Origin of the sequence: Nocardia higoensis, from assembly GCF_015477835.1 — a bacterium.
Lineage (GTDB): Bacteria > Actinomycetota > Actinomycetes > Mycobacteriales > Mycobacteriaceae > Nocardia > Nocardia higoensis_A.
In genome coordinates this window covers 524887-545825 of record NZ_JADLQN010000001.1, presented here as the reverse complement: position 1 = coordinate 545825, position 20939 = coordinate 524887, and the positions used below count along the sequence as shown (strand labels likewise).

General features: G+C 71.8%; 16 protein-coding genes. 8 read left to right on the top strand and 8 right to left on the bottom strand.

What is annotated here, in order from left to right; translation table 11 throughout:
* Nucleotides 1-28: 28 nt before the first annotated feature.
* From recD to recC, 3 genes are read right to left on the bottom strand one after another with little or no spacing between them, the layout of a single operon-like run.
* On the bottom strand, nucleotides 29-1924 hold the full coding sequence (recD, locus tag IU449_RS02410; protein ID WP_195000325.1) for an exodeoxyribonuclease V subunit alpha: 1896 nt from the start codon (nucleotides 1922-1924) through the stop codon (nucleotides 29-31).
* Complete coding sequence (locus tag IU449_RS02405) at nucleotides 1921-5259, bottom strand: UvrD-helicase domain-containing protein (protein ID WP_324188227.1); 3339 nt, start codon at nucleotides 5257-5259, stop codon at nucleotides 1921-1923. The genes recD and IU449_RS02405 overlap by 4 nt, the downstream gene beginning before the upstream one ends.
* Before the next feature lie 38 nt (nucleotides 5260-5297).
* A complete protein-coding gene (gene recC, locus IU449_RS02400; RefSeq protein ID WP_195000323.1) occupies nucleotides 5298-8651 on the bottom strand; it encodes an exodeoxyribonuclease V subunit gamma in 3354 nt (1117 codons plus the stop codon).
* A 237-nt stretch (nucleotides 8652-8888) separates the two neighbouring features.
* On the opposite strand from recC, the gene IU449_RS02395 reads away from it, so the two are divergent.
* The 3 genes from IU449_RS02395 (at nucleotide 8889) to IU449_RS02385 (ending at nucleotide 11670) form a co-directional block, all read left to right on the top strand.
* The gene (locus IU449_RS02395) at nucleotides 8889-9041 is read left to right on the top strand and encodes a hypothetical protein (protein WP_228803647.1); all 153 of its coding nucleotides are present in this window, start codon (nucleotides 8889-8891) and stop codon (nucleotides 9039-9041) included.
* A 137-nt stretch (nucleotides 9042-9178) separates the two neighbouring features.
* Nucleotides 9179-10069: a tat pathway signal sequence gene (locus IU449_RS02390; RefSeq protein WP_324188050.1), complete on the top strand. Its 891-nt coding sequence runs from the start codon at nucleotides 9179-9181 to the stop codon at nucleotides 10067-10069.
* 170 nt (nucleotides 10070-10239) lie between these two features.
* Nucleotides 10240-11670 carry an NAD(P)/FAD-dependent oxidoreductase gene (locus IU449_RS02385; RefSeq protein WP_195000321.1) on the top strand — a complete coding sequence of 477 codons (1431 nt, stop codon included), beginning with the start codon at nucleotides 10240-10242 and terminating at the stop codon, nucleotides 11668-11670.
* Nucleotides 11671-11853: 183 nt separating this feature from the next.
* Here IU449_RS02385 and IU449_RS02380 read toward each other — a convergent pair whose 3' ends face one another.
* The 3 genes from IU449_RS02380 to IU449_RS02370 form a co-directional block, all read right to left on the bottom strand.
* Nucleotides 11854-12516, bottom strand: coding sequence for an urease accessory protein UreD (locus tag IU449_RS02380; protein WP_195002252.1), 663 nt, complete (start codon nucleotides 12514-12516; stop codon nucleotides 11854-11856).
* A gap of 154 nt (nucleotides 12517-12670) precedes the next feature.
* A complete protein-coding gene (gene ureG, locus IU449_RS02375; RefSeq protein ID WP_195000320.1) occupies nucleotides 12671-13390 on the bottom strand; it encodes an urease accessory protein UreG in 720 nt (239 codons plus the stop codon).
* Nucleotides 13391-13416: 26 nt separating this feature from the next.
* Nucleotides 13417-14064 (bottom strand): urease accessory protein UreF, encoded by a 648-nt coding sequence (locus IU449_RS02370; RefSeq protein ID WP_195000319.1) that lies wholly within the window; start codon nucleotides 14062-14064, stop codon nucleotides 13417-13419.
* A 154-nt stretch (nucleotides 14065-14218) separates the two neighbouring features.
* On the opposite strand from IU449_RS02370, the gene IU449_RS02365 reads away from it, so the two are divergent.
* Nucleotides 14219-14995, top strand: coding sequence for a hypothetical protein (locus IU449_RS02365; RefSeq protein ID WP_195000318.1), 777 nt, complete (start codon nucleotides 14219-14221; stop codon nucleotides 14993-14995).
* A gap of 105 nt (nucleotides 14996-15100) precedes the next feature.
* Here IU449_RS02365 and IU449_RS02360 read toward each other — a convergent pair whose 3' ends face one another.
* Entirely contained in the window at nucleotides 15101-16609 is a 1509-nt protein-coding gene (locus IU449_RS02360; RefSeq protein ID WP_195000317.1) for an MFS transporter, read from the bottom strand.
* Between the two features lie 99 nt (nucleotides 16610-16708).
* Between IU449_RS02360 and IU449_RS02355 the strand changes: the two genes are divergently transcribed.
* A complete protein-coding gene (locus tag IU449_RS02355; protein WP_195000316.1) occupies nucleotides 16709-17413 on the top strand; it encodes a TetR/AcrR family transcriptional regulator in 705 nt (234 codons plus the stop codon).
* Between the two features lie 75 nt (nucleotides 17414-17488).
* Here the strand turns inward: IU449_RS02355 and IU449_RS02350 are convergent, their stop codons facing one another.
* Nucleotides 17489-18151, bottom strand: a complete 663-nt coding sequence (locus tag IU449_RS02350) for an O-methyltransferase (RefSeq protein ID WP_195000315.1) — start codon at nucleotides 18149-18151, stop codon at nucleotides 17489-17491.
* Nucleotides 18152-18498: 347 nt separating this feature from the next.
* Between IU449_RS02350 and IU449_RS02345 the strand changes: the two genes are divergently transcribed.
* The 3 genes from IU449_RS02345 (at nucleotide 18499) to IU449_RS02335 (ending at nucleotide 20891) form a co-directional block, all read left to right on the top strand.
* Nucleotides 18499-19278: a VOC family protein gene (locus tag IU449_RS02345; RefSeq protein ID WP_195000314.1), complete on the top strand. Its 780-nt coding sequence runs from the start codon at nucleotides 18499-18501 to the stop codon at nucleotides 19276-19278.
* A 169-nt stretch (nucleotides 19279-19447) separates the two neighbouring features.
* Complete coding sequence (locus IU449_RS02340; protein WP_195000313.1) at nucleotides 19448-19849, top strand: MerR family transcriptional regulator; 402 nt, start codon at nucleotides 19448-19450, stop codon at nucleotides 19847-19849.
* Between the two features lie 28 nt (nucleotides 19850-19877).
* Nucleotides 19878-20891, top strand: a complete 1014-nt coding sequence (locus IU449_RS02335; RefSeq protein WP_195000312.1) for an aldo/keto reductase — start codon at nucleotides 19878-19880, stop codon at nucleotides 20889-20891.
* Nucleotides 20892-20939 lie beyond the last annotated feature (48 nt).

Here is a 20939-nt window from a genome sequence, read left to right as displayed (position 1 = left end):
GCGGGCGGCGGGCCGAACCGGGCGCGGCTCAGATGGTCACGCGCCTGGCGAGTCCGCTGGCTCGCAACACGCGTCGCCCGACGGCGGCGCGGATCGCTTCCTCGGTGCCGATGACGCGGACGTGCCCGCGGGCGCGGGTGATCGCGGTGTAGAGCAGTTCCCTGGTCAGCAGGGTCGATTCGGGTTCGGGCAGCACGATGGAGACGGTGTCGTACTGGCTGCCCTGGCTGCGGTGGATGGTCATCGCGAAGACGGTGACGACAGAGGGGAACTGGGTCGGATGGACCAGATAGGGGTCGCTGCCGCGCAGCAGGGCGGCGCGCAGCGAGCCGTCGGGCATGGTGACGATGACACCGGTGTCGCCGTTGTAGATGCGCGCCTGGTGATCGTTGGCGGTGACGAGCAGGGGCTGACCGGGATACCAGGGTCCGGACGCGCCGTCCTGGCCCGCGCCCGCGGCGGCTGCCCACTCCCCCGCCATCCGGTCCCAGCGCTCCACGCCGAAGGGACCGCGGCGGTGGGCGCACAGCAGTCGGTGCGATTCCAGGGCGGTGAGAGCGGCCGCGGCATCGCCGGCGCGGGCGGCGTCGGAGACCGTGCGGGCGGCGCGCACCACGTCCGCGCGCACGGCGTCGATGTCCTCGGGCTCGCACAGCGACAGGTCGGCGCCGCCCGCGCGTAACAACTCGAGGGCGCGGTCGGCGTCCCCGGCCCGGACCGCGACGGCCAGTTCGGCGATGTGGCCGCCGAAGCGCCTGCCGCGGGTGAGGCGCACGATGCCGCCGCGTATCCGGGTCCGCTCGAGTTCGGTCACACCCTCCGGGTGCTCGGCGGCGTCCGGGGGCGGCGTGCCGAGGATGTCGTCGAGCACCGGGTTGGGCGCACCGACGACCGGTCCGGCCACCAGGTCGGCGAGCACGGCGCCCGCGTCGACGGAGGCGAGCTGGTCCGGGTCGCCGACGAGCACCAGCCGGGTGTCGGCGCGCAATGCCGACAGCAGGCTGCTCATCATGGTCAGCGACACCATGGAAGTCTCGTCGACGACGACCACGTCGTAGGGCAGGCGATTGAACTCGTTGTACCGGAAACGGTTTCCGCGCCCGCGCTGCCAGCCGAGCAGCCGGTGCAGTGTCGCGGCGGCCAGCTCGGGCAGGCCGAGTTCGCCCGCCTGCTCCCGGACCGCCTCCTGCAGGCGGGCGGCCGCCTTGCCGGTGGGCGCGGCCAGCGCGATCCGCAGCGGCGCGGCGCCCGGACCGGCCCGCCGGTGCGCCTCGAGCAGCGCCAGCACGCGGGCGATGGTGTGCGTCTTGCCGGTGCCGGGACCGCCCGCCACGACCGTGGTCCAGTGGGTCGCGGCGAGTGCGGCGGCCAGACGCTGCCGGTCGGGGGCACCGCCGTCGACGCCGAACAGCCGGTCCAGCTCGCGGCGGACCACGGCCGCGTCGACCGTGGGGTGGCTCGCCGCCCGCTCGGTGAGCACCCGGCGAATGGTCTGTTCCTGCCGGTGGTAGCGATCGAGATAGAGCAGCGGGCCACCGTCGTCGCCGGGCGCGGGCGGCACCACCCGCAGCGGGCACAACGGTCCGGCCGGACCGCCGCACACCAGCGGGCTCACCCGCAGCGCCGCTGTCACCGCGTCGATGTCCGGCCAGGGCAGGGCGGCCGGGTCCACGCCATGACCGACATCCCAGTCCTCGTCGACGTCCACGCCGATCTCGCGCATCCGGTCCAGTTCCAGGCACACCGATCCCGAGCGCACCGCGCGCACCGCCAGTGCGGCCGCGAACAGCACCAGCTCCGATTCCTCCCGGCCGAGCCTGCCCAGGCGCACCGCGACGTGCACGTCGGCCGCCGAGAGCACACCGGCTTCGTTGAACACGCGCAGCAGCCCCGTGCCGCGCTGAGCCACCTGGATCGCGGTCATCGCGCTCCCTCTCCCGTGCCCGCCAGCAGGTCCGAGAGCGCGACGACCAGGTCGACGGGCGGATGCCAGTCGAAGACGCCGTGGCCGGGCGGGGTGTCCGGGCCGATCATGCCGCGAACGAAGTGGTACTGGCACCCGCCGAGATGACGAGCCGGGTCGTAGTCGGGCAGTCGCCAACGCAGATACCGGTGCAGGGCGACGGAATACAGCAGCGCCTGCAACGGGTAGTGCGAGCGCAGCATCTCGGCGGCCATGCGCGGCCGGGTGTAGTGGTCGACCGTCAGCAGGTCGATGCCCAGGCGGTTGGTCTTGTAGTCGACGATGACGAATCGCGGCCCCTCGGGGCCGATGACGCGCAGGACAGCGTCGATACTGCCGGTCAGATAGCCGCGCAGGGCGCGGTCGTCGAGACCGGCGAGCAGATCGGCGTAGGGGCACAGGTCGTCCTCGGGTGCGAGGTGGGTGCGCAGCAGGTCGGCAACGGCGCCCAGGGTGGCGCACCGCCCGGTGGGGGTGTCACCGCCGGCCAGCGGCAGCTCGAAGTCCAGCTCGCTCAGCCGATCCCGGGCAGCGATGTCGGCCAGGCAGCCGAAACCGAGCGGGGTGCGCAGGACCGCGTGCAGAGCGCTCGCGAGGGTGTCGACGTCGAGTTCGGCGAGGAGTTCGGCGGCGGTCTCCTGGCAGCGCCGCCGGACTTCGGCGGCCAGATCCGCGGCGTCGGTGTCGACGCGTTCGAGGACCGCGTGCACGAGGGTGCCGAACTCCGCGCCATAGGGCAGGTCGTTCATCAACGACGGCGCGGCGGACGCGGTGTCCGGTTCGATCGCCACCAGCGCGGGCGTGGTGGGCTCGTCGCCGGGGCCGCGCAGATCCTCGGGTTCGGTGTCGGTGACGGTCTCGTGCGCGCCTTCGGTGAGCGCCGAATAGGACGTGCGCCGCCACAGCAGGTCCAGAGTGCGGTCGAAGCGTGCGGCCGCGAGTTCGGCGGTGTCCGGTTCGACGCGGACGCGGCGTGGCGCGACGGATTCGGCGGTGTCCACGGCGGTCACCGAGATCACCTCCGCCGCAGGCTCGGCCCACGCCGTGATCGCGGGCACGGCCCGGGCCTCGGCGGGCACCGGCGCGCGTTCGGGCACCTCCGGGCCGCGGTCGGCGCGGCCGAGCATCATCCGGTGCAGCGGCCCACCCGCCGTCGTGGCCGAGGGCGCCCACCAGGCGACGACCTGGCACATGGCGCGGGTCAGCGCCACGTAGAGCAGGCGCAGTTCCTCCCCGGCCTCCTCGGTTTCACAGCGCTGCCTGCGCCGGGCGTAACCGCGGGCTTCGGGGCCGCCGACGTCGAGCACGCGGGCGCCGTCGTCGTCGTGGAACAGCAGTGTGGGCGGTTTCGGGTTCTTGGCGTTGTCCCACGCGAACGGCAGGTACACGATGGGGAACTCGAGCCCCTTGCTGGCGTGCACGGTCGCGATCTGGACGGCGGCGGCGTCGCGGTCCAGGCGGCGCGAGCGGCCGGCCACCGCGCCGGACGCGGGGTCACGCACCCGCTCGCCCAGCCACCGGGTCAGCGCGGTCAGTCCATAGCCCTCGGTGGCCGATACCTCGTCGAGCAGTTGGGCGATGTGGCGCAGGTCGGTCAGTGTGCGTTCGCCGTTCTCGACGGCCAGCAGGCGCGCAGCGAGCCGGGAGCGGTCGGCCAGCCGCTCGAACAGCGCCGCGAATCCGGCGCGCCCGAACAATCGGGCGGCCTCGCGCAGCTGGGCGCTCAGCGTGCCGACCAGATCGGCTCCGCCGCTGTCGAGTTCGGCGGCCGTGCATCCCAGAATGGGTGTGCAGGCGGCGAGGCGGACACGATCGGAGCGGTGCGGCTGTTCCAGCGCGCGCAGCACCCACAGCCAATCCGTGGCGCTGGGTGTGGCGAAAACGCTGGTGCCGCCTGCCAATACCGACGGGATGCCGACGCGGTCCAGCGCGTCGCGCACCAGCGAGACATGGGACCGTTTGCGCACCAGGACTGCGATGTCCCCGGCGGTGACCGGACGGCGGGCCACCGCCGCACCCCGGCCGACGGTCACTTCGGTCCCGGATTCGAGCAGGCGGACGAGATCGGCGGCCAGATCTCGGGCGACGACGGCGCGCTGGCGGTCCACCCGGGGGAACCCGTTCTGCAACGGTCCGACGCCGGTGCGCGGCAGGCAGCGCACCCGCAGCGGGCGGATCTGTTCGGCCCGCCCGGACAGCCTGCTGCCCGCTCGGGTGGCGGCCACTGGGTACACGCTGATCTCCGGGTGGCCGAGGGCGGCCCCGCCGAGCAGGTGGTCGAGGGCGCGCAACAGGCCGGGATCGCTGCGCCGGTTGCGGGTCAGCTCCTGGCGGTGGTCGGCGAGGGAGACGGCGTCGAGATAGCTGAGCACCTCGGCGCCGCGGAAGGCGTAGATGGCCTGCTTGGGGTCGCCGACGAGCACCAGCGTGGTGTGACCGTGGAAGCAGCCGCGCAGGATGTCCCACTGCAGCGGGTCGGTGTCCTGGAACTCGTCGACCAGCGCGACGCGGAAGCGGGACCTGATCCGGGCGCACGCGTCGGGACCGTGGCCGGGTTCGGCGAGCACGTCGTGCAACAGCACCAGCAGGTCGTCGAAATCGCGGAGTCCGGCGAGACGTTTGCGGCGCTCGGTCTCGGTGCGCACCGCCTCGGCGAAGGCCACCCGCTCCCCCGCCGCGCCGTCGTCCTCGGGGGTCAGGCGGGCGTGGCGGTCACGAATCGCCTCACGGGCCAGCGCGTGCGCCTCGCGCAACGCGAACGGCGGCTCGGTGCGGGCGTAGCGCTGTAGGTACAGGTCCTCGACCACGGCGTGCACCAGATCGTCGACGGCTTCCACCAGGCGTGCCGCCGGGTCCCGCTCCCCGGCGACGCCGAGTTCGTCAAGCATGCGCTGACAGAAGCTGTGTGTGGTCGCGATGGTGCCCGCGTCGAAATCGGACAGGGCCGTGAGCAGGCGGGCGCGGCGCAGGCCCACTGTCTCGTCGGGCGCCGCGGCGAGGTGGGCGATCAGTTCGTCCTCGGCGGCGCGGGCGCGCTCCGGATCGGCCAGGGCGGCGGCGACGGTGACGAAGCGGTCCCTGGTGCGCTCGCGCAGTTCCTGGGTGGCCGAGCGGGAGAAGGTGACCAGCAGCAGCTCGGAGATCCGGACTCCGGCTTCGGCGACGTAGCGCACGGCCAGCCCGACGATCGCGTAGGTCTTGCCGGTACCCGCGCTGGCCTCGAGCACAGTGGTGCCGGACGGCAGCGGGCCGCACAGGTCGAAGGTGTCGCCGCCCGGGGGCCGCGGCGCCGGGATCGCGGTCGCGTGCGGGGAGACGGTTGCGGGCGGGACGGTCACGGTTGCCTCTGCGTTTCCGCGGCGAGCAGCGGCGCCCACAGCCGCACGGCCAGCGCGCCGAATCGGGTCGGCTCGCCGGCGGTTCCGGCGGGCGCTGGGGTGGTCAGGAGATGGTCCAGCCGCGGGGCGGGGCCCAGGACGTAGCGCAGATGCCGGTCGGTGTGATCACCGAAGGCGCCGAAACCTTCTGCTTTGCCGTTGAATTCGCGCTCGGCGGCGAGAACGGCATCCTCCGTCGCGCCACCGCGGACCCGCCGCTCGGCATAGGCGGCCGAGGCGGTGGGAGTCAGGGGCAGCGGTTCGGTGAGGCCCTCGTCGCGTAGACGCACCAGGTCACGCAGGAGGGCGAGGGCGTCGGGGCGGTCGGGGGCAAGGAGTTCGCACCGCCAGGCCGGACGGTGCCAGCCCCCGCGCCCGATGGTGACCGCGCGCCACGGCCGGTCCTCGGCGGTCGCCAGCGCGAGCAGGCCGACCCAGGCGGCGATCCGGTGCCTGGCCTTGACCTGCGAATAGGTGGTGCGGACCAGCGCGTCGCCGCGGACCTCGGGAACGGTGCCGACGAGCCTGCGCCCGTCGCCGAGATCCACCGAGATGTCCACCGCGCGCGGTTCGGCGGCATAGTCGGGCTGGGCCGCCCGCACCAGGGTCTCGACCGTGCGCTCGATCTCGGCGAGTACCGCGGCGCCCAACTGGAACGGCGGCAGGGTGCCGCGCCGCCACTCCGCCTGGCGCAATGCCACGGGGTCGGCGCCGTTGAGCCGGGCGGTGAGCATGCGTTCGCCCACTTCCCATTTCGCCAGCCCGTCCAGTTCGATCGGCAGGTTCTCGGCGATGTCCTCCTCGTGGTCGGGCACCCGTAGTCCCAGGCGCTGCCAGAGGAAACCGCGAATCGGGTGCTCGGCGAAGGAGATCAGTTCCGACAGCGCCACATCGGCGCGCTCGAGTGCGGGCAGCGGCGCGGCAGGCAGTGGCGGGGCCGGGCGCGCGAGCGCCGCCGCGGCGCGGGCGCCCGCCAGCGCGACGGTGTCGAAACTGCGGGGCCGGGCGGGGTCGAAGTTCCGCCGGTCGAAGCTCTGCAACGGATGGCGGGTCACCACCGCGGCCATGGCGTCGTCGCCGACGTGCGCGCGCACCGCGTCGAGCAGTTCGGCGACCGGAATCGCCGGTGGCCGAATCGATCCCGTCACGGGGTCGGCGCCGGTGTGGAAGATCAGCAGTCGCTCCCCCGCCGCGCACACCGCGTCGAGCAGCAGCTGACGGTCCTCCCCGCGGGCGTCGCGTTCGCCCGGCAGCGGGTCGCGGGCGAGCACGTCGTCGCCGTCCACGCCACCGGCGCGGGGAAACACCTCGTCGTCGAGGCCGAGCAGGACCACCACCCGGTGTGGCACCGACCGCATCGGCACCATGGTGCACACGGTCAGCTCGCCGGTACGGAAGTTGGCGCGGGTGGGCCGCGCGGCCAGGCGCTCGCCGAACAGCACCGTGACATCGGCCAACCGCAAGGGCACGTCGGCGGCGTCGGCATCGCGCGCGTCGGCCCCGGTGGCGACGGCGATCTCGGCGCGGGCTTCGGTGCGAACCCACGCCTGGTGCTCCGGGACGTCGGTGAGCAGGTCCAGCGCGCGGCCCAGCACGTGCGCCCATTCGCGCGCGGGCCGGGGCCCGCGCAGGTCGCGCAGGCACACCGCGAGGCGGTCGACGAATTCGGCGAAACGCCCGGCCAGGTCGACGTCGTTGCTGTCCACATCGGCCAGCGGCAGCGCGAGATCGAGCCAGTCGTCACCGGATTCGTCGGCGGTGACGCCGAGCAGGATGCGGTCCACCGCGCCGTTGAGGGTGTTCTGCGCGAAATCCGCGAGCCCGAAAGCCTGACGCTGGCGCGCGCCGATGCCCCATCGGGCGCCGGACGCGGCAGCCCATTCGCGCAGCCGCTCGAGCGCGTCGTCGTCGAAGCCGCAGCGTCGGCGGACGGTGTCGGAGGCGGCGAGGTCGAGCACCTGCGTCACCGTGACGCGACCGTCGGCCAGTTCCAGCAGGGTCCGCGCCACCGCCAGCAGCGGATTGGTGACGCCGCGCCCGCGATCGGCCAGCCGGACCCGCAGCAGCTGCGCCGGATGTGTCTGCTCATCCGGCTCGTCGGCGCCGCGTACCCCGAACGCGGCCCGCACCAGCGGGGCGAAGGTCTCCACCTCGGGGCACATGACCAGCACATCGCGGGGTTCCAGGGTGGGGTCGGCCGCGAACAGCGCAGGCAACCGATCCCGCAGCACCTCCACCTGACGGGCCGATCCGTGGCAGGCGTGCACCTCCACGGTGCCGTCGGGCGCGACGCGGTCGGCGGGCGGCCAGACATCCTCGCGCAGCCCGGCCTGCAGCGCGCGGAGCAGTGTCGGCTCGCCCGGCGCCGCAGGCGCGAGACAGCCGGTGTCCCCGGCGTGGACGCCGATACCGGACAGGCGTTGCTGCAATTCCCTGGCCTCGCGCGCCAAGCCCGCGAGCAGCGGGTGACGCACAACGGTGGCGCTGGTGTCCTCGGCGCGGGAACGGGCCGGGCCGAGACCGGCGAGCGCACGCCACATGGCCGGGCTCGGATGCACCAGCCACAGATGCACCTCGCGATGCGCGCCCAGCGCGTCGAGGACGGCGAGCTGATCGGTCGCCAGCCTGGTCACGCCGAACAAGGAGATCCGATCGGGCAACTCGGCCACCGACGGCTCCGCGCGCAGTCTCGCGCAGGCGGCGGCCAGGCGTTCGGCGGGGGCGGGCACCCCGATCTCCTCGCGCAGCATCCGCCACAATCGCGGCTGCCAGCGCAGATCATCGGGCACCCGGCCGCCCGCGCCGTCGCCGTCGCCGCCGCGAGCCCAGTCGAGGACCAGTTCGGGACGCTGCGCTCCATAGCTGTCGAACAACGCGGCCAGGTGCGCGGCGGTGGCGTAACGACGGCCGATCCGGTGATCGCGACCCTCCGAGGCAGCGCCGAGGTAGCGAGCGGGCACCGCGCACCACGGCTCGGCCACCGCACGGTCCAGTGCCCGCAGCACCGGCCACACCAGCCGGTCCCGCGCCCACGGATCGTCCTCGGGGTCGATACCGGTGCAGGAGGCGAGGACTCCGGCGACCAAGGCGGCCGGTGAGGGGAAGTCGATGTTCGCGGCGATCCCGTCGGACCCGTTCGGCGACACACCGAGCGTCCCGGACAACCGCTGCGTCAGCCAGCGCTCGACGCCCTTGGCGGGCACCGCGATCACCTCGGGTGCGAACGGATCCGGTTGCGGCACCGCCGATCGCACGGCGAGAGCGTCGACCAGGGTGTCCGCGCGCTCGGCCCGATGGATGTGCAGCGGCATGGTCCGTTTATACGTCAGCGACCGGTGCGCAACTCCTCCGGGCCACCCACGGAGAGTGAATTGGAACACACCGACGCGCGCACGCCGGTCGTGTCACCGCCGACCGCGCCGAGCGGTGTGCCACAGTCTCCCCTCACGGGGGGCTACCGGGAATGATTCGCGTCGAAAGGCTGGTCCGCGTTCATGGGTGCGAGGGTCCTCCCACTGATTCCGAAGGACGGATTCACCGTCCGCCGCGTGGGTGAGCACTGGGAACTGGTCAACACCCGGCATTACGGGCGTTCCGTCGTCCTGCACCACTGGCCGCGGGATCGGCACTCCGAGGCGTTCGAGCACTGTCACCGCCTCAACGGCCGCACCGTCGAGAACCTGCGCGCCGCCTTCCGCTGAACGGCTGTGCGCGCGCCGACGAATCCTCGTGCGGTGCAATCGATTCCTCCTCGCTGTGGGCGTCGAGGCGACTAGCACATCGGCACGCCGAGCTCAAGACGTGCATCCGGGGCTCAGGTGTGCCATCGTCGTCCCTCGTGCGTTATCCCAAGGCCGCCACCGGGGCCGTTCCCCGCGTGGCCGCAACCGCTTGTGTCCTGGCCGCCGCGGCGATCTTGATCCCCAGCGCGCCCACCCTCATGCCCGGCGCCGCCGCGCCGATCGCCCACGCCGCCCCCGGCGGCTGCTTCAACGGTTTCGACTGCGATATGAGCAATCGGATCCGCAACGCCGACCAGTACCTGCAGAACAGACCGGGCGTCACCGGATACGTGCTACGCGACCGAGTGACCGGCGCCGTCTACGCCAACGAGCACGCCGAGGATTCGGTGTGGACCGCTTCCACCATCAAGCTGGCCATCGCCGCGGATCTGCTCAATCGCGCCCGCGTCGGCGCGCTGGTGCTCACGCCCGAGGATCGCGGCCTGATGGAGTCCATGCTGTCGACCTCCAACGACGCCGCGACCGACCTGCTGTGGAACAAGCACGCGGGCCCGGACCGGATGGCCTTCAACAACGCCTTCCGCGCCAACGGCATGGCGAACCTGGTGCCGCTGCCGCCCGTCGGGCCGATGCTGTTCCCGGACTGGTCGTACCAGAAGTGCACTGCGGCCGATCTGGACCGGCTGATGAGCCACGTCCTGGACGCCATGCACCCCGACGACCGCGCCTACCTGCTCGATCAGATGCGCCGGGTCGACCCCAACCAGCACTGGGGCGTGTGGGGTGCGGGCGCGTCGATGCGGCCCGGCCTGAAGAACGGCTGGTCGCAGGAGGAGGGCGGCTGGGTGGTCAACTCGGTCGGGTTCGCAGGCCAGGGCGAGCGCTACACGCTGTCGATCATGACCGCGATGGGCGCCGAAGGTGGCTACACCGAAGGCGCCGAGACCGACACGAAGCTGGCGGAAACCCTGCTCGCCGGGCGCTGACGCCCGAGGCGCCGCGCCCCGCCGCGCATCGAGCGGCGGGCGCGGCGCACGCGCCGTAGTGCCCTCTCGTCGTGACGCCCGCCGACGGGCCGACTACGGTTGAGCTGTCAGAAGCACCGTTGGCGGGGCGAGCCCCTGGTCTGTCCCCTGGTCTGTCGAGGAGCACGACGATGAGCACTCAGCCGGTCGAGAAGCGTCGTCACCAGGTGGTGGTGATCGGTTCGGGCTTCGGCGGCCTGTTCGGCACCAAGCACCTCGCGCGCGCCGACGTGGACGTCACCCTGATCTCCAAGACCTCCACCCACCTGTTCCAGCCGCTGCTGTATCAGGTCGCCACCGGCATTCTCTCGGTCGGCGAGATCGCCCCCGCCACCCGGCTGGTTCTCCGCAAACAGAAGAACGTCCGGGTCCTGCTCGGCGAGGTCACCGACATCGACCTGGAGAACAACACGGTCACCTCGCGGTTGCTCAACCACGACACCCTGACCCACTTCGACAGCCTCATCGTGGCCACCGGCGCGCAGCAGTCGTACTTCGGCAACGACCAGTTCGCCACTTACGCGCCGGGCATGAAGACCATCGACGACGCGCTGGAGCTACGCGGACGCATCCTCGGCGCGTTCGAGGGCGCCGAGGTGGCGACCTCGCAGGCCACGCGCGACCGCCTGCTGACCTTCGTCGTCATCGGCGCCGGCCCCACCGGCGTGGAACTGGCCGGGCAGATCGCCGAACTCGCCGACCGCACGCTCGAGGGCACCTTCGACAACTTCGACCCGCGCGACGCCCGAGTCATCCTCATCGAGGGCGCGGGCGCGGTGCTCGGCCCGATGGGCCCCAAGCTCGGCGCCAAGGCGCAGCGACGGCTCGAACGCATGGGCGTGGAGATCCAGCTCAACGCGATGGTCACCGATGTGGACGCGCACGGCGTCACGGTGCGCGATGCCGACGGCACCACCCGGCGCATCGAATCCTCGTGCAAGGTGTGGTCGGCGGGCGTGCAGGCCAGCCCGCTGGGCAAGATGCTGGCCGAACGCTCCGAGGGCACCCAGGTGGACCGGGCGGGCCGGGTGATCGTCGAACCCGACCTCACCATCAAGGGGCATCCGAACGTCTTCGTCGTCGGCGACCTGATGTCGGTGCCCGGTGTGCCCGGCCAGGCACAGGGCGCGATCCAGGGCGCGACCTACGCCGCCAAGCAGATCAAGGCGGGGCTCAAAGGTCACTCGCCGCAGGAGCGCAAGCCCTTCAAGTACTTCAACAAGGGCAGCATGGCCACGGTGTCGCGGTTCAGCGCGGTGTGCCAGGTCGGCAAGCTGGAGTTCGGCGGCTTCATCGCCTGGCTGGCCTGGCTGGGCCTGCACCTGTACTACCTGATCGGCTATCGCAGCCGGCTGATCACCTGCATCCAGTGGTTCGTCACCTTCCTCGGCCGCAGCCGCGGTCAGATGGCGGCCACCGAGCAGTGGGTGTTCGCCCGCCTCGCGCTCGAACAGGTCTACGACGATCAGGACGATGCCGACGAACTCCATGCCGCGCTGGGGGCACCGCCCGCGCCCGGGCGCGCACCGGGCAAGAAGGCGGCCGATCAGCGCGCGTCCTGAGCGGCGTCGCGGTTCGCCGCGACCATGCTGCCGCGGGCTCCGCGCACCGACGGGCGACCGGTCCACTCGCGCACGTCGACTCCCGGCCGTCGACTCCGCGACCGTCTGCGGGGCCGCGGCCCTGGCCCGCGCACCGCACGAGACGACTCCGGCCCGATCGACACAGGGCACGGAGCCGGTCCTTCAGGGTTTCGGCGTGTCCGAGAGCCGGTCGCCGAGGCCGGTGTACAGACTCCCACCGGCTTCCAACGGCAGGCGGGCGGCCGCCAGGCCGAACATCTCGGCGGGACGGTCGTCGGGGTAACGCAATTCGCTGATCAGCGAACGGTGCGCGCCGAGAATGTCGTCGGTGGCGGCGCCCGCGCCCAATTCCAGCCGGTGCCGGACCAGCGGCAGGTCTCCGAGATCGGCGACGAGGTCGCCGCGCCAGCGGCCGTGACGCTCGCCCGAACGGCCGATCTGCACTTGTTCCCGCAGGCGCAGCCTGGCCGCGGGCGCGAGCGCGACGCTGGTCAGGGTCTGGTGCCCGGCCCCGCCGGCGACGATCATCGCCGGGGCGTCGACATCGAGTTCGCCCCCGTCGGCGACCTCGAAGCGCCAGTGCGCCGAGGATTCCACAGTGGCTCGGCCCGGCAGCGCGAGGGTGGCGGCCACGCCGCGCAGGATCAGGCGCGCTCCCGGCCCCACGAGCACGGTCACGCCGATGTGGTCGCCCCCCAGAGGGGTGGCGGCGGCGCCGATCAGGTGCACTCGATCGGCGCCGGTGTGCCGTGCGGTGAGTCCGCCGCGCGCGTCGATGTGCGCGACCCGGCCCTGCTCGGCGACGATGCGAAGCTCGGTACGCAGCTCGCTGCCACCCCCGGCCCTCGCTCGCCGGGGCTGCTCGCCTGCCGCGCGTCCCCTGCTTTCCGCGCTCGACCGCCCCGTCACGCCACCGACTTCCACACGCTGCTCCCGCATCGCGCGGCCGGTCGCCGCCCCAGGACTCGGCCCGTCGGCCTCAACGCGCCACGGAGGAATCGGCGCTCGCCACGCGATCCGCTTCGGCCGCCTCCGCCAGTTGCGCACGCACCCAACCCAGGACGGGGGTCGCGGCAGGATCTGCGGTGAGGGAGATCAGCGCGGTCGGGCGGCCCGCGCGCACCTTGGCGGCGTCGCGTTCCATGACGCCGAGGTCCGCGCCGACCAGCGGGGCCAGGTCGGTCTTGTTGACCACCAGAAGATCCGAGAAGGTCACCCCCGGACCGCCCTTGCGGGGCACCTTGTCACCACCCGCGACGTCGATGACGAAGATCTGCACGTCGATCAGGCCGGAGGAGAAGGTGGCGGTGAGGTTGTCGCCGCCGGATTCGACCAGGATCAGGTCCAGCGGCGGGTTGGCGGCGATCAGGTCGTCGATGGCGTCGAGATTGGCGGTGATGTCGTCACGGATCGCGGTGTGCGGGCAACCGCCGGTCTGCACGGCGGTGATGCGTTCGTCGGGCAGCACCGCGTGCCTGCGCAGGAAGTCGGCGTCCTCGGTGGTGTAGATGTCGTTGGTCAGCACGGCTAGCGACAGTTCTTCGCGCAGCTGCCTGCACAGCGCCGCGACCAGCGCGGTCTTGCCGGAGCCGACCGGGCCACCGATGCCGATGCGCAGCGGTTCCCCGGGGGTCCGCTGCCGCTTCGGGCGATCGTGCGAATGGTCGTGGGGTTCACCGTCGATCAGGTGCGGCGGCATCACAGGCTCCTTCTTCTCGGTCGGACTCAGCTGGCGAACAGCGGCATGTCGCGCAGTGGGTGGCGCTGTGCCAGCACATCCTGCAGCGGGTCGGACAGCGCGGCCGGGCCGGTCGCGGCCTCGGCGGCGGTGCGGTCGCACAGTTGCGCCAGGCGTACCGTGCACGCGGCGACATCGGCGGGGTCGAGCGCGAGCAGGCGCTGGGCAGCCGTGGCGGCGCCGGTCAGGGTGGTGTAGACGACGATGCCCGCGAGATCCGCGGGTGCGATGCCCGCGACCGCGCCGACCGCGCCGAAGGCCGTGGACAGGTGCGGGCGCGGTGACAGGCGCGTCCAATCCTCGTGCGGCCAGATCTGTTTGGCCAATCGCACCAGGCCACGCCCCTGCGCTCGGGAAGCCGCGCGGGCGGCCGGGGCCGGGGTACGGGCGTCGGCTTCGGCGTCCGCGCGCGTCTCGGTGAGTTCCCCCGCGCATACCGCGGCGGCCAGCGACGCGGCGACCAGTCCGGACGTGGTGATCCGGCGGCGCAGATATGCCTCGACCGTCGCGAGATCGCGGACCAGCCCGGAGGCGACCGCCTCCTCCACCCCACCGGAATGTACGTGACCGCCGATCGGCAGGCGCGAATCGGCGAGGGCGTACAAGATCGCCCCGGCGTTCACGCTCGTGTCCATTCGCACGATCCTATGTCGGGCGTGTCCTGCGCGCCGGGCGAGTCCCTGTGCCGGAGACCCCGCGGGTAGTGGTTTCTACCCGGGCCGATCACGGGGAAGCACAGGGCACCCGGTCGCACGCGGGTGCGACGATGCTGTGCAGGAGGAGGATTCGATGAACGCGAGGAATGAGGCCGGACCGCCACGGGTCGGCATCGGCGAATGGGTGGCGCGCGCGATCGCGGTCGTGCTGCTCGTTCCGGTGCGACTCGTCTGGGAGGGCGTGAAGTGGTGCGGGCGGGCGTTCGTCGCTGTCCTGGTCTTCGTGCTCGAGCAGGTGCTGGCGCCGGTGGGCCGGTTCGTCCACCTCTGGGTGATCCGGCCGCTGTGGTTCTTTCTGAAGGACATGGTGTGGGGGTGGGCCATCCAGCAGGTGTTGTGGGGCATGGTGCTCACGCCGCTGGGTTCGGCGCTGCTGAACTGGTTGCTGCGGCCGCTGCTGCGGGTGATCGAGCAGTGGCTGTGGCAGTCGATTCTGCGGCCCGCGCTGAACGCACTCCTGAACTACGTCGTCGTCCCCGTCGCGAAGTGGTTGGGGAAGTGGGTGCTCGGCCCGGCGCTGTACGCCATCGCGGTGAGCCTGCGATGGGTCTGGACCTGGTGCGTCGTCCGGCCGCTCGCGCTGCTGTGGCGATGGGTGCTGCGCCCGCTGTGGATCGCGCTGGCCGCCACCCTGTACTTCGGCTGGCGCGGGGCGAGCGCGATCGTCCGGGTGCTCGTCGTCGTGCCGTGCGCCTACCTCTACCGCCATGTACTGCGTCCGGCACTGGCCGCGCTCGCCACGGTGTGGCGGACGTGTGTGGTCGTTCCAGTGAGCTGGGTGCACCGAACCGTCCTGATGCCGATGAACCGGTTCGCCGCGGACGTGCTCGGGGCCGTGTTCGGGCGCTGAACGCGCGCACAACGGACTCCGCTCCGGATGCACTGTCCTCGTCTGCCGCACCCGCCGGCCCGGTCTCGGTCCCCGCGGCGCTCAGTCCTCGCGCCGAAGCGGCGATCAGTGCGCCGACGCGCTCTTCTCCTCGTCGCGCACCCGACCGGCCGAACTCCAGGCGAGCACCGCCATGAGTACCAGGATCGCGGCGCCCGCGGCCAGTGCGACGTGCATGCCGCTGACGAACGATTCGCGCGCGGCGGCGGCCTGCGGTGAATCCGCGCCGGATCGTGTGAGCGTCTCGCCCAGCGTGCCCGCGTAGTCGCCGTCGGAGCGGAACACCAGCGCGGCCAGCGAACCCAGCAGGGCCAGGCCGAGGGCATTGCCCAGTTCGAAGCTGGTCTCCGAAATGCCCACCGCCGAGCCCGCGCGCTCGGGCGGCACCGAGGAGACGGCGACCTCCGAGACGAGGGTGAAAGCCACGCCGTAACCGGCGCCCGCGATGGTCGAGCCGGCCAGATACCAGGCGATGCCGCCGTCCACGCCGACGCCGAGGACCATGAGGTTGCCCACCGCGGCGGCCAGCAGGGCGACGACGAAACTCGCGCGCACCCCGAGCAGCCGGCTCACCCCGGCCCCGCTCATCGAGCAGACGAACACCGCCAGCGCCATCGGGATGCCGAGCACCGCTGCCGCCAGAGGATCGCGGCCGGTGACCGACTGCAGGTAGACGCTGGTGAGATAGCCCAGCGCGGCCAGCGACATCATGCCTGCCAGGCTGGAGCCGATCGCCAGCCGGAACTGCGGGCGGTGGAACAGGCGCAGGTCCAGCAGCGGCTCATCGAGCACCTTCTGGCGGCGGACGAACACGATCAGCAGCAGCGCGCCGATCACGCCGACGACGACCGCCTCGAGGTCCACGCCTTCGGCGGCGGCGTGCTTGACGGCGTAGATCACCGGCAGGATGCCCGCGATCGAGAGCCCGACGCTGGGCAGATCCAGCGGACCGAGCGAGCCGGAACGCTGCTCGGGCAGCAGGATCGGACCGAGTACGAGCAGCACCAGCAGCACCGGGACATTGATCAGGAAGACAGAGCCCCACCAGAAGTGGTGCAGCAGCAAGCCGCCGATGATGGGACCGACCGCCGACCCGCCCGCGAAGAACGCGGTCCAGATGCCGATGGCCGTGGCCCGCTGCCTGGCGTCGGCGAACAGGCTGGTGATCAGCGCCAGGCTGGAGGGCAGCAGCGTGGCCCCGCCGATGCCCATCAACGCCCGCGCCGCGATGAGCACGCCGGCGCTGGGGGCGAAGGCGGCCAGTACCGAGCCGACACCGAACACGGCCGCGCCGACGAGCAGGATGGTGCGCCGTCCGACGCGGTCACCCAGATTGCCCATCGTGATGAGCAGGCCCGCGATCAGGAAGCCGTAGACGTCGAGGATCCAGAGTTGCTCGGCCGCCGAGGGGTGCAGATCGGCCGAGAGCGTCGGCAGGGCGAGGAACAGCACCGAGACGTCCATCGACACCAGCAGCACCGGCAGCAGCAGAACGGCCAGACCGAGCCAAGCGCGGCGGGAGCCGCTCGCCTCCGCTCCGATGCCGGCCGGCCGCTGCGTCTGTGCCTGTGTCATGTCCGAACCTTCCCCTGTCACGCGTACACCGTACGCCCGGTGCGGGTACAGTGTACGCAGCAGGGTCCGCGGGAAGCGAGTGGTTATGAGCGAGTGGTTATGACAGAGGCGAAACTCAGTCGCGAGGCGATCATCGACACCGCGATCGAACTCGCCGATGCCGAGGGTCTGGACGCGCTGTCCATGCGTCGCATCGCCGAGCGGATGGGGGTCGGCGCGATGTCGCTGTACCGGCATGTGCCGGGCAAGGACGAGCTGGTCGCGGCCATGACCGACGAGGTCGCCCGCCGCTACCCCTATCCACCCGCCGAAGGTCGCGGCTGGAGCTGGCGTGACCGGGTGCACATCGCCGCGGACGTCGACTGGCGGCTCTACCAGCAACATCCATGGGTGCTGCTGACCTTCGCCACGCCCCGGTACAGCTTCGGCCCGCAGAGCCTTGCCTGCCTGGGTTGGCTGGTCGAGGGGTTCGGCGAATTGGGGGTACCGGTGCGCGAGGCGACCCGGATGGCGTTCACGGTGTGGAACTACATCTCCGGAGCCAGCCTGCCGAATGTGAGCACCGCGCTGCTGAGCCGTAAACGCGCCGACCCCGACGAGAACAACGGCTTGCGGGCACTGCTCGACGGCAGGCCGCTGTGGGAGACGCCGGCCGCGCTCGCCGAACTGCACGGTGCGGGCAGCGACCGGCTCACCGCGCAGGAGTCGCTGCACGACGGGCTGGAAGCGATCTGCGACGGTTTCCAGGCGCGGCTCGGGTTCGCCGGGAAGAGCGCGCACGCGCCTGCGCAGGCGGAACCGTAGCCGCCATCGGCGACTCACCGGTGAGTCGGCGCAGGTCGCCGCACCCGAGCAAGCGGCACCGCGACCGGCGAGCCGCTAGACGACGAGCGCGAAGGCGAAGCCGTCCCAGCCTTTGGCGCCGACGGTCTGCAGCACAGTCGCTTCGAGCCGGCTGTCCTTGCCGAGCAGCTCCACCAGTTCGCGACTCGCCCGCGCCGACGGGTCGATCGTGTTCGCGTCGGCGAGCGCGCCGTGGCGAACGACATTGTCGACCACGATCACCGTGCCCGAACGCCCGAGCCGCACGGCCCAGTCGACATACCCGGGGTTGTTCACCTTGTCGGCGTCGATGAACACCAGATCGAACGGCTCCCCCTGTTCGGCCTCGAGCGCGGGCAGCGTGTCCAGCGCCGCGCCGACCCGGATCTCGACCCGTTCGCCGACGCCTGCCACCTCCAGATTCGCCCGGGCCACCTCGGCGTGGCGCGGCTCGTACTCGAGGGTGACCACCCGTCCTCCCTCCCCCACCGCACGGGCCAGCCACAGGGTGCTGAACCCGCCGAGGGTGCCGATCTCGAGCACGCGGCGCGCCCGCACGGATCTGCCGAGCAGGTAGAGGAACTTCGCCTGCGCCGCGGACACGTCGATCGCGGGCAGCCCCGCGGCCGCGTTGGCGTCGAGGGTGGCCGCCGAGGAATCGTCGGCGACCAGGTGCTCCACGACGTAGGCGTCGACATCGGACCAATCGGAAGGCGTCATGACGCAAGTCTGCCACCGGCCCGGACGCGCCCGCCGGAGCGCGCCCGGGGTTCGCTGGGGGTCAGCGATGTGCTCGATCTTCGCGACCGTGGCGATGGCCTGCGCCGCAGTCGCCACCGCCTGCGCCCAGCCGCCCGCGACCTCGGCCGGCCGCACAGCTGCCTCCGGGAATTCGTGGAGGCCTCGACGACGCCGGGGCTGCCCGCCAGTGCGTCGAGTGTTCGCGGGGGCGTCACCGTCCGGAGAACCGACGGACACAGCGATGAATTCCGGCGGCCGGATTCGTCATCACGGACGTATCGACCTTCGGGCCGCACCACAGGCCACCTACGCACAGGGAGACTCCGATGACATCCGCTTTCGCTCCGGGCACACCGTGTTGGTTCGACGTGACCGCACCCGACATCCCGGCCGCAGCCGCCTTCTATACCGGTGTATTCGGCTGGCAGGCAGAAGATCTCGGCCCCGAGGCCGGTCACTACACGATCCTGCACCAGGACGGCGCGCCCGTCGCGGGCATCGCGCCCGCCACCGCGCCCGACGGCGGTACAGCACCGCCGGTGTGGACGGTGTACTTCGCCGTCGAGGACATCGATGCCACGGTGGCGGCGGCAGGCTCGGCAGGCGCACGGGTGGACCTCGAACCGGTCGATGTCTTCGGGCGGCTGCGTTTCGCGGTGCTGACCGACCCGGCGGGCGCGACCTACGCGCTCGCGCAGCTGCTCACCCACCCGGGCTCCGCGAACTGGGCCGAACAGGACAACCCGTGCTGGGTGGAATACGCCGCGACCGGCTCCCCTGCGGACGCGATGGCCCATTACCGCACCGTGCTCGGCTGGCAGCACGCGAACGCGGCATGGGAAACCGCCACCGTCAACCCCTATCAGGCGCTGGCGCCGAGCACGGGTGGGCGTGAATTCGGCGGCGCGCATATCGCGGCCGAGGGCGAGCCCGCACCGTTCTGGTCGGTCACCTTCCGCGTCGAGGACTCCGACAAAGCGGCCGCGTGCGCGGTCGAACTCGGCGGCTCGATCGTCGAGCCCGCCAAGGATCTGCCCGGACCGTCGCGGGTGGGCGTCGTCGCCGATCCGGCGGGCGCGACCTTCGCGACCATGTCGTTCGGCTGACGCCCGGTCGATTCCGAAACCCACGCTCGATGTCGATCCCCGCGCTCGGGGGCTGCCACCGACACGGGAGTCGGTGCCGGTGCGCGGCGTGGGCAGGCACCGACGTTGCGGCTTCGGCTTCGAGCGTGGGCGTTGACTTCGAGTGCGCTCCAAGGATCAGACTGGCAGGGTGACACCCGTCGACACCAGCACCCGCACCTACTCCATCGCCGAGACCGCCAACCGGACCGGTCTGTCCGCGCACACCCTGCGCTACTACGAGCGCGACGGGCTGATGTTGCGGCGGGTCGGCCGCTCGTCCAGCGGCCACCGCCGCTACAGCGACCACGATCTGACCTGGATCGAGCTGGTCACCCGCCTGCGGGCCACCGGGATGCCGATCCGCGACATCAAGCGCTACGCCGAAATGGTGCGTGCGGGCAGCGGCAACGAAGCCGAGCGGCTGGCGCTGCTGCGCGACCACCGGCAGCGGGTACTCGACCAGCTCGCCGAGGTCCAGGACCATCTCGGGGCGATCGACCGCAAGATCGGCATCTACGCCGACCGTTTGGAATTCCGAGGCTTGACCTAGAGCGCGCTCGAAGGGATTGGATGAGTTCATGACCGAATCACACGCTTCCCTCGGCCACCGCACTCTCGGCGCCGGCGACCATGCCCTCACCGTCTCCCTCCTGGGGCTGGGCTGCATGGGCATGTCGGAGTTCTACGGCACCGCGAACGAGGCGACCGGCATCGACACCATCCGGCGCGCCCTCGACCTGGGCGTCACGTTCCTCGACACCGCGGACATGTACGGCCCGTTCACCAACGAACAACTCGTCGGCCGGGCGATCGCGGGCCGCCGCGACGAAGTCCAGCTGGCCACCAAGTTCGGCAATATGCGCGGTGCGAACGGCGAATTCCTCGGCGTCAGCGGGGATCCCGACTACGTCCGCAAGGCCGCCGACGCCTCGCTGCGACGCCTCGGCGTCGACCACATCGACCTCTACTACCAGCATCGGGTCGACAAGACGGTCCCGATCGAGGACACCGTCGGAGCGATGAAGGAACTGGTGGAGGCGGGCAAGGTGCGCTACCTCGGACTGTCCGAGGCCGCGGCGGGCACCATCCGGCGCGCGCACGCCGTCCACCCGATCACCGCGCTGCAGTCGGAATACTCCCTGTTCACCCGGCATCTCGAAGACCAGATCCTGCCGGTGCTGCGCGAACTCGGCATCGGGCTCGTCCCCTACTCCCCGCTCGGGCGCGGCATGCTGACCGGGGCGATCACCTCGGCGGATGACCTGGCCGAGGCTGATTCGCGCCGCCAGGGCCGCTTCCCCCGTTTCCAGGGTGAGGCGCTGCGAGCCAATCTCTCGCTCGTCGCCCGGATCACCGAGATCGCCGCGGACAAGGGCGTGACGCCCGGTCAGCTCGCCCTCGCCTGGGTGCTGTCGCGGGGTGACGACGTCGTTCCGATTCCCGGCACCAAGCGCGTGAAGTATCTCGAGGAGAACGTCGCCGCCGCGAGCGTGACCCTCGACGACAAGGATCTGACCCGGCTGGCCGAGGCCGTCCCGCGCGACGCGGTCGCGGGCGAACGCTACAGCGACCTGTCCTCGATCGACGCCTGACGAACCTCGGAACGTCGCCGCCCGGTCTCCTGTCTCCCGGGCGGCGAC

What these genes read in the sequence shown, in the direction of transcription:
- IU449_RS02370 (WP_195000319.1), bottom strand. Translation starts at nt 14,064, where the DNA reads ATGGACACGAGCGTGAACGCCGGGGCGATCTTGTACGCCCTCGCCGAT.
- IU449_RS02365 (WP_195000318.1), top strand. Translation starts at nt 14,219, where the DNA reads ATGAACGCGAGGAATGAGGCCGGACCGCCACGGGTCGGCATCGGCGAA.
- recD (WP_195000325.1), bottom strand. Translation starts at nt 1,924, where the DNA reads ATGACCGCGATCCAGGTGGCTCAGCGCGGCACGGGGCTGCTGCGCGTG.
- ureG (WP_195000320.1), bottom strand. Translation starts at nt 13,390, where the DNA reads ATGCCGCCGCACCTGATCGACGGTGAACCCCACGACCATTCGCACGAT.
- recC (WP_195000323.1), bottom strand. Translation starts at nt 8,651, where the DNA reads ATGCCGCTGCACATCCATCGGGCCGAGCGCGCGGACACCCTGGTCGAC.
- IU449_RS02355 (WP_195000316.1), top strand. Translation starts at nt 16,709, where the DNA reads ATGACAGAGGCGAAACTCAGTCGCGAGGCGATCATCGACACCGCGATC.
- IU449_RS02385 (WP_195000321.1), top strand. Translation starts at nt 10,240, where the DNA reads ATGAGCACTCAGCCGGTCGAGAAGCGTCGTCACCAGGTGGTGGTGATC.
- IU449_RS02335 (WP_195000312.1), top strand. Translation starts at nt 19,878, where the DNA reads ATGACCGAATCACACGCTTCCCTCGGCCACCGCACTCTCGGCGCCGGC.
- IU449_RS02345 (WP_195000314.1), top strand. Translation starts at nt 18,499, where the DNA reads ATGACATCCGCTTTCGCTCCGGGCACACCGTGTTGGTTCGACGTGACC.
- IU449_RS02360 (WP_195000317.1), bottom strand. Translation starts at nt 16,609, where the DNA reads ATGACACAGGCACAGACGCAGCGGCCGGCCGGCATCGGAGCGGAGGCG.
- IU449_RS02350 (WP_195000315.1), bottom strand. Translation starts at nt 18,151, where the DNA reads ATGACGCCTTCCGATTGGTCCGATGTCGACGCCTACGTCGTGGAGCAC.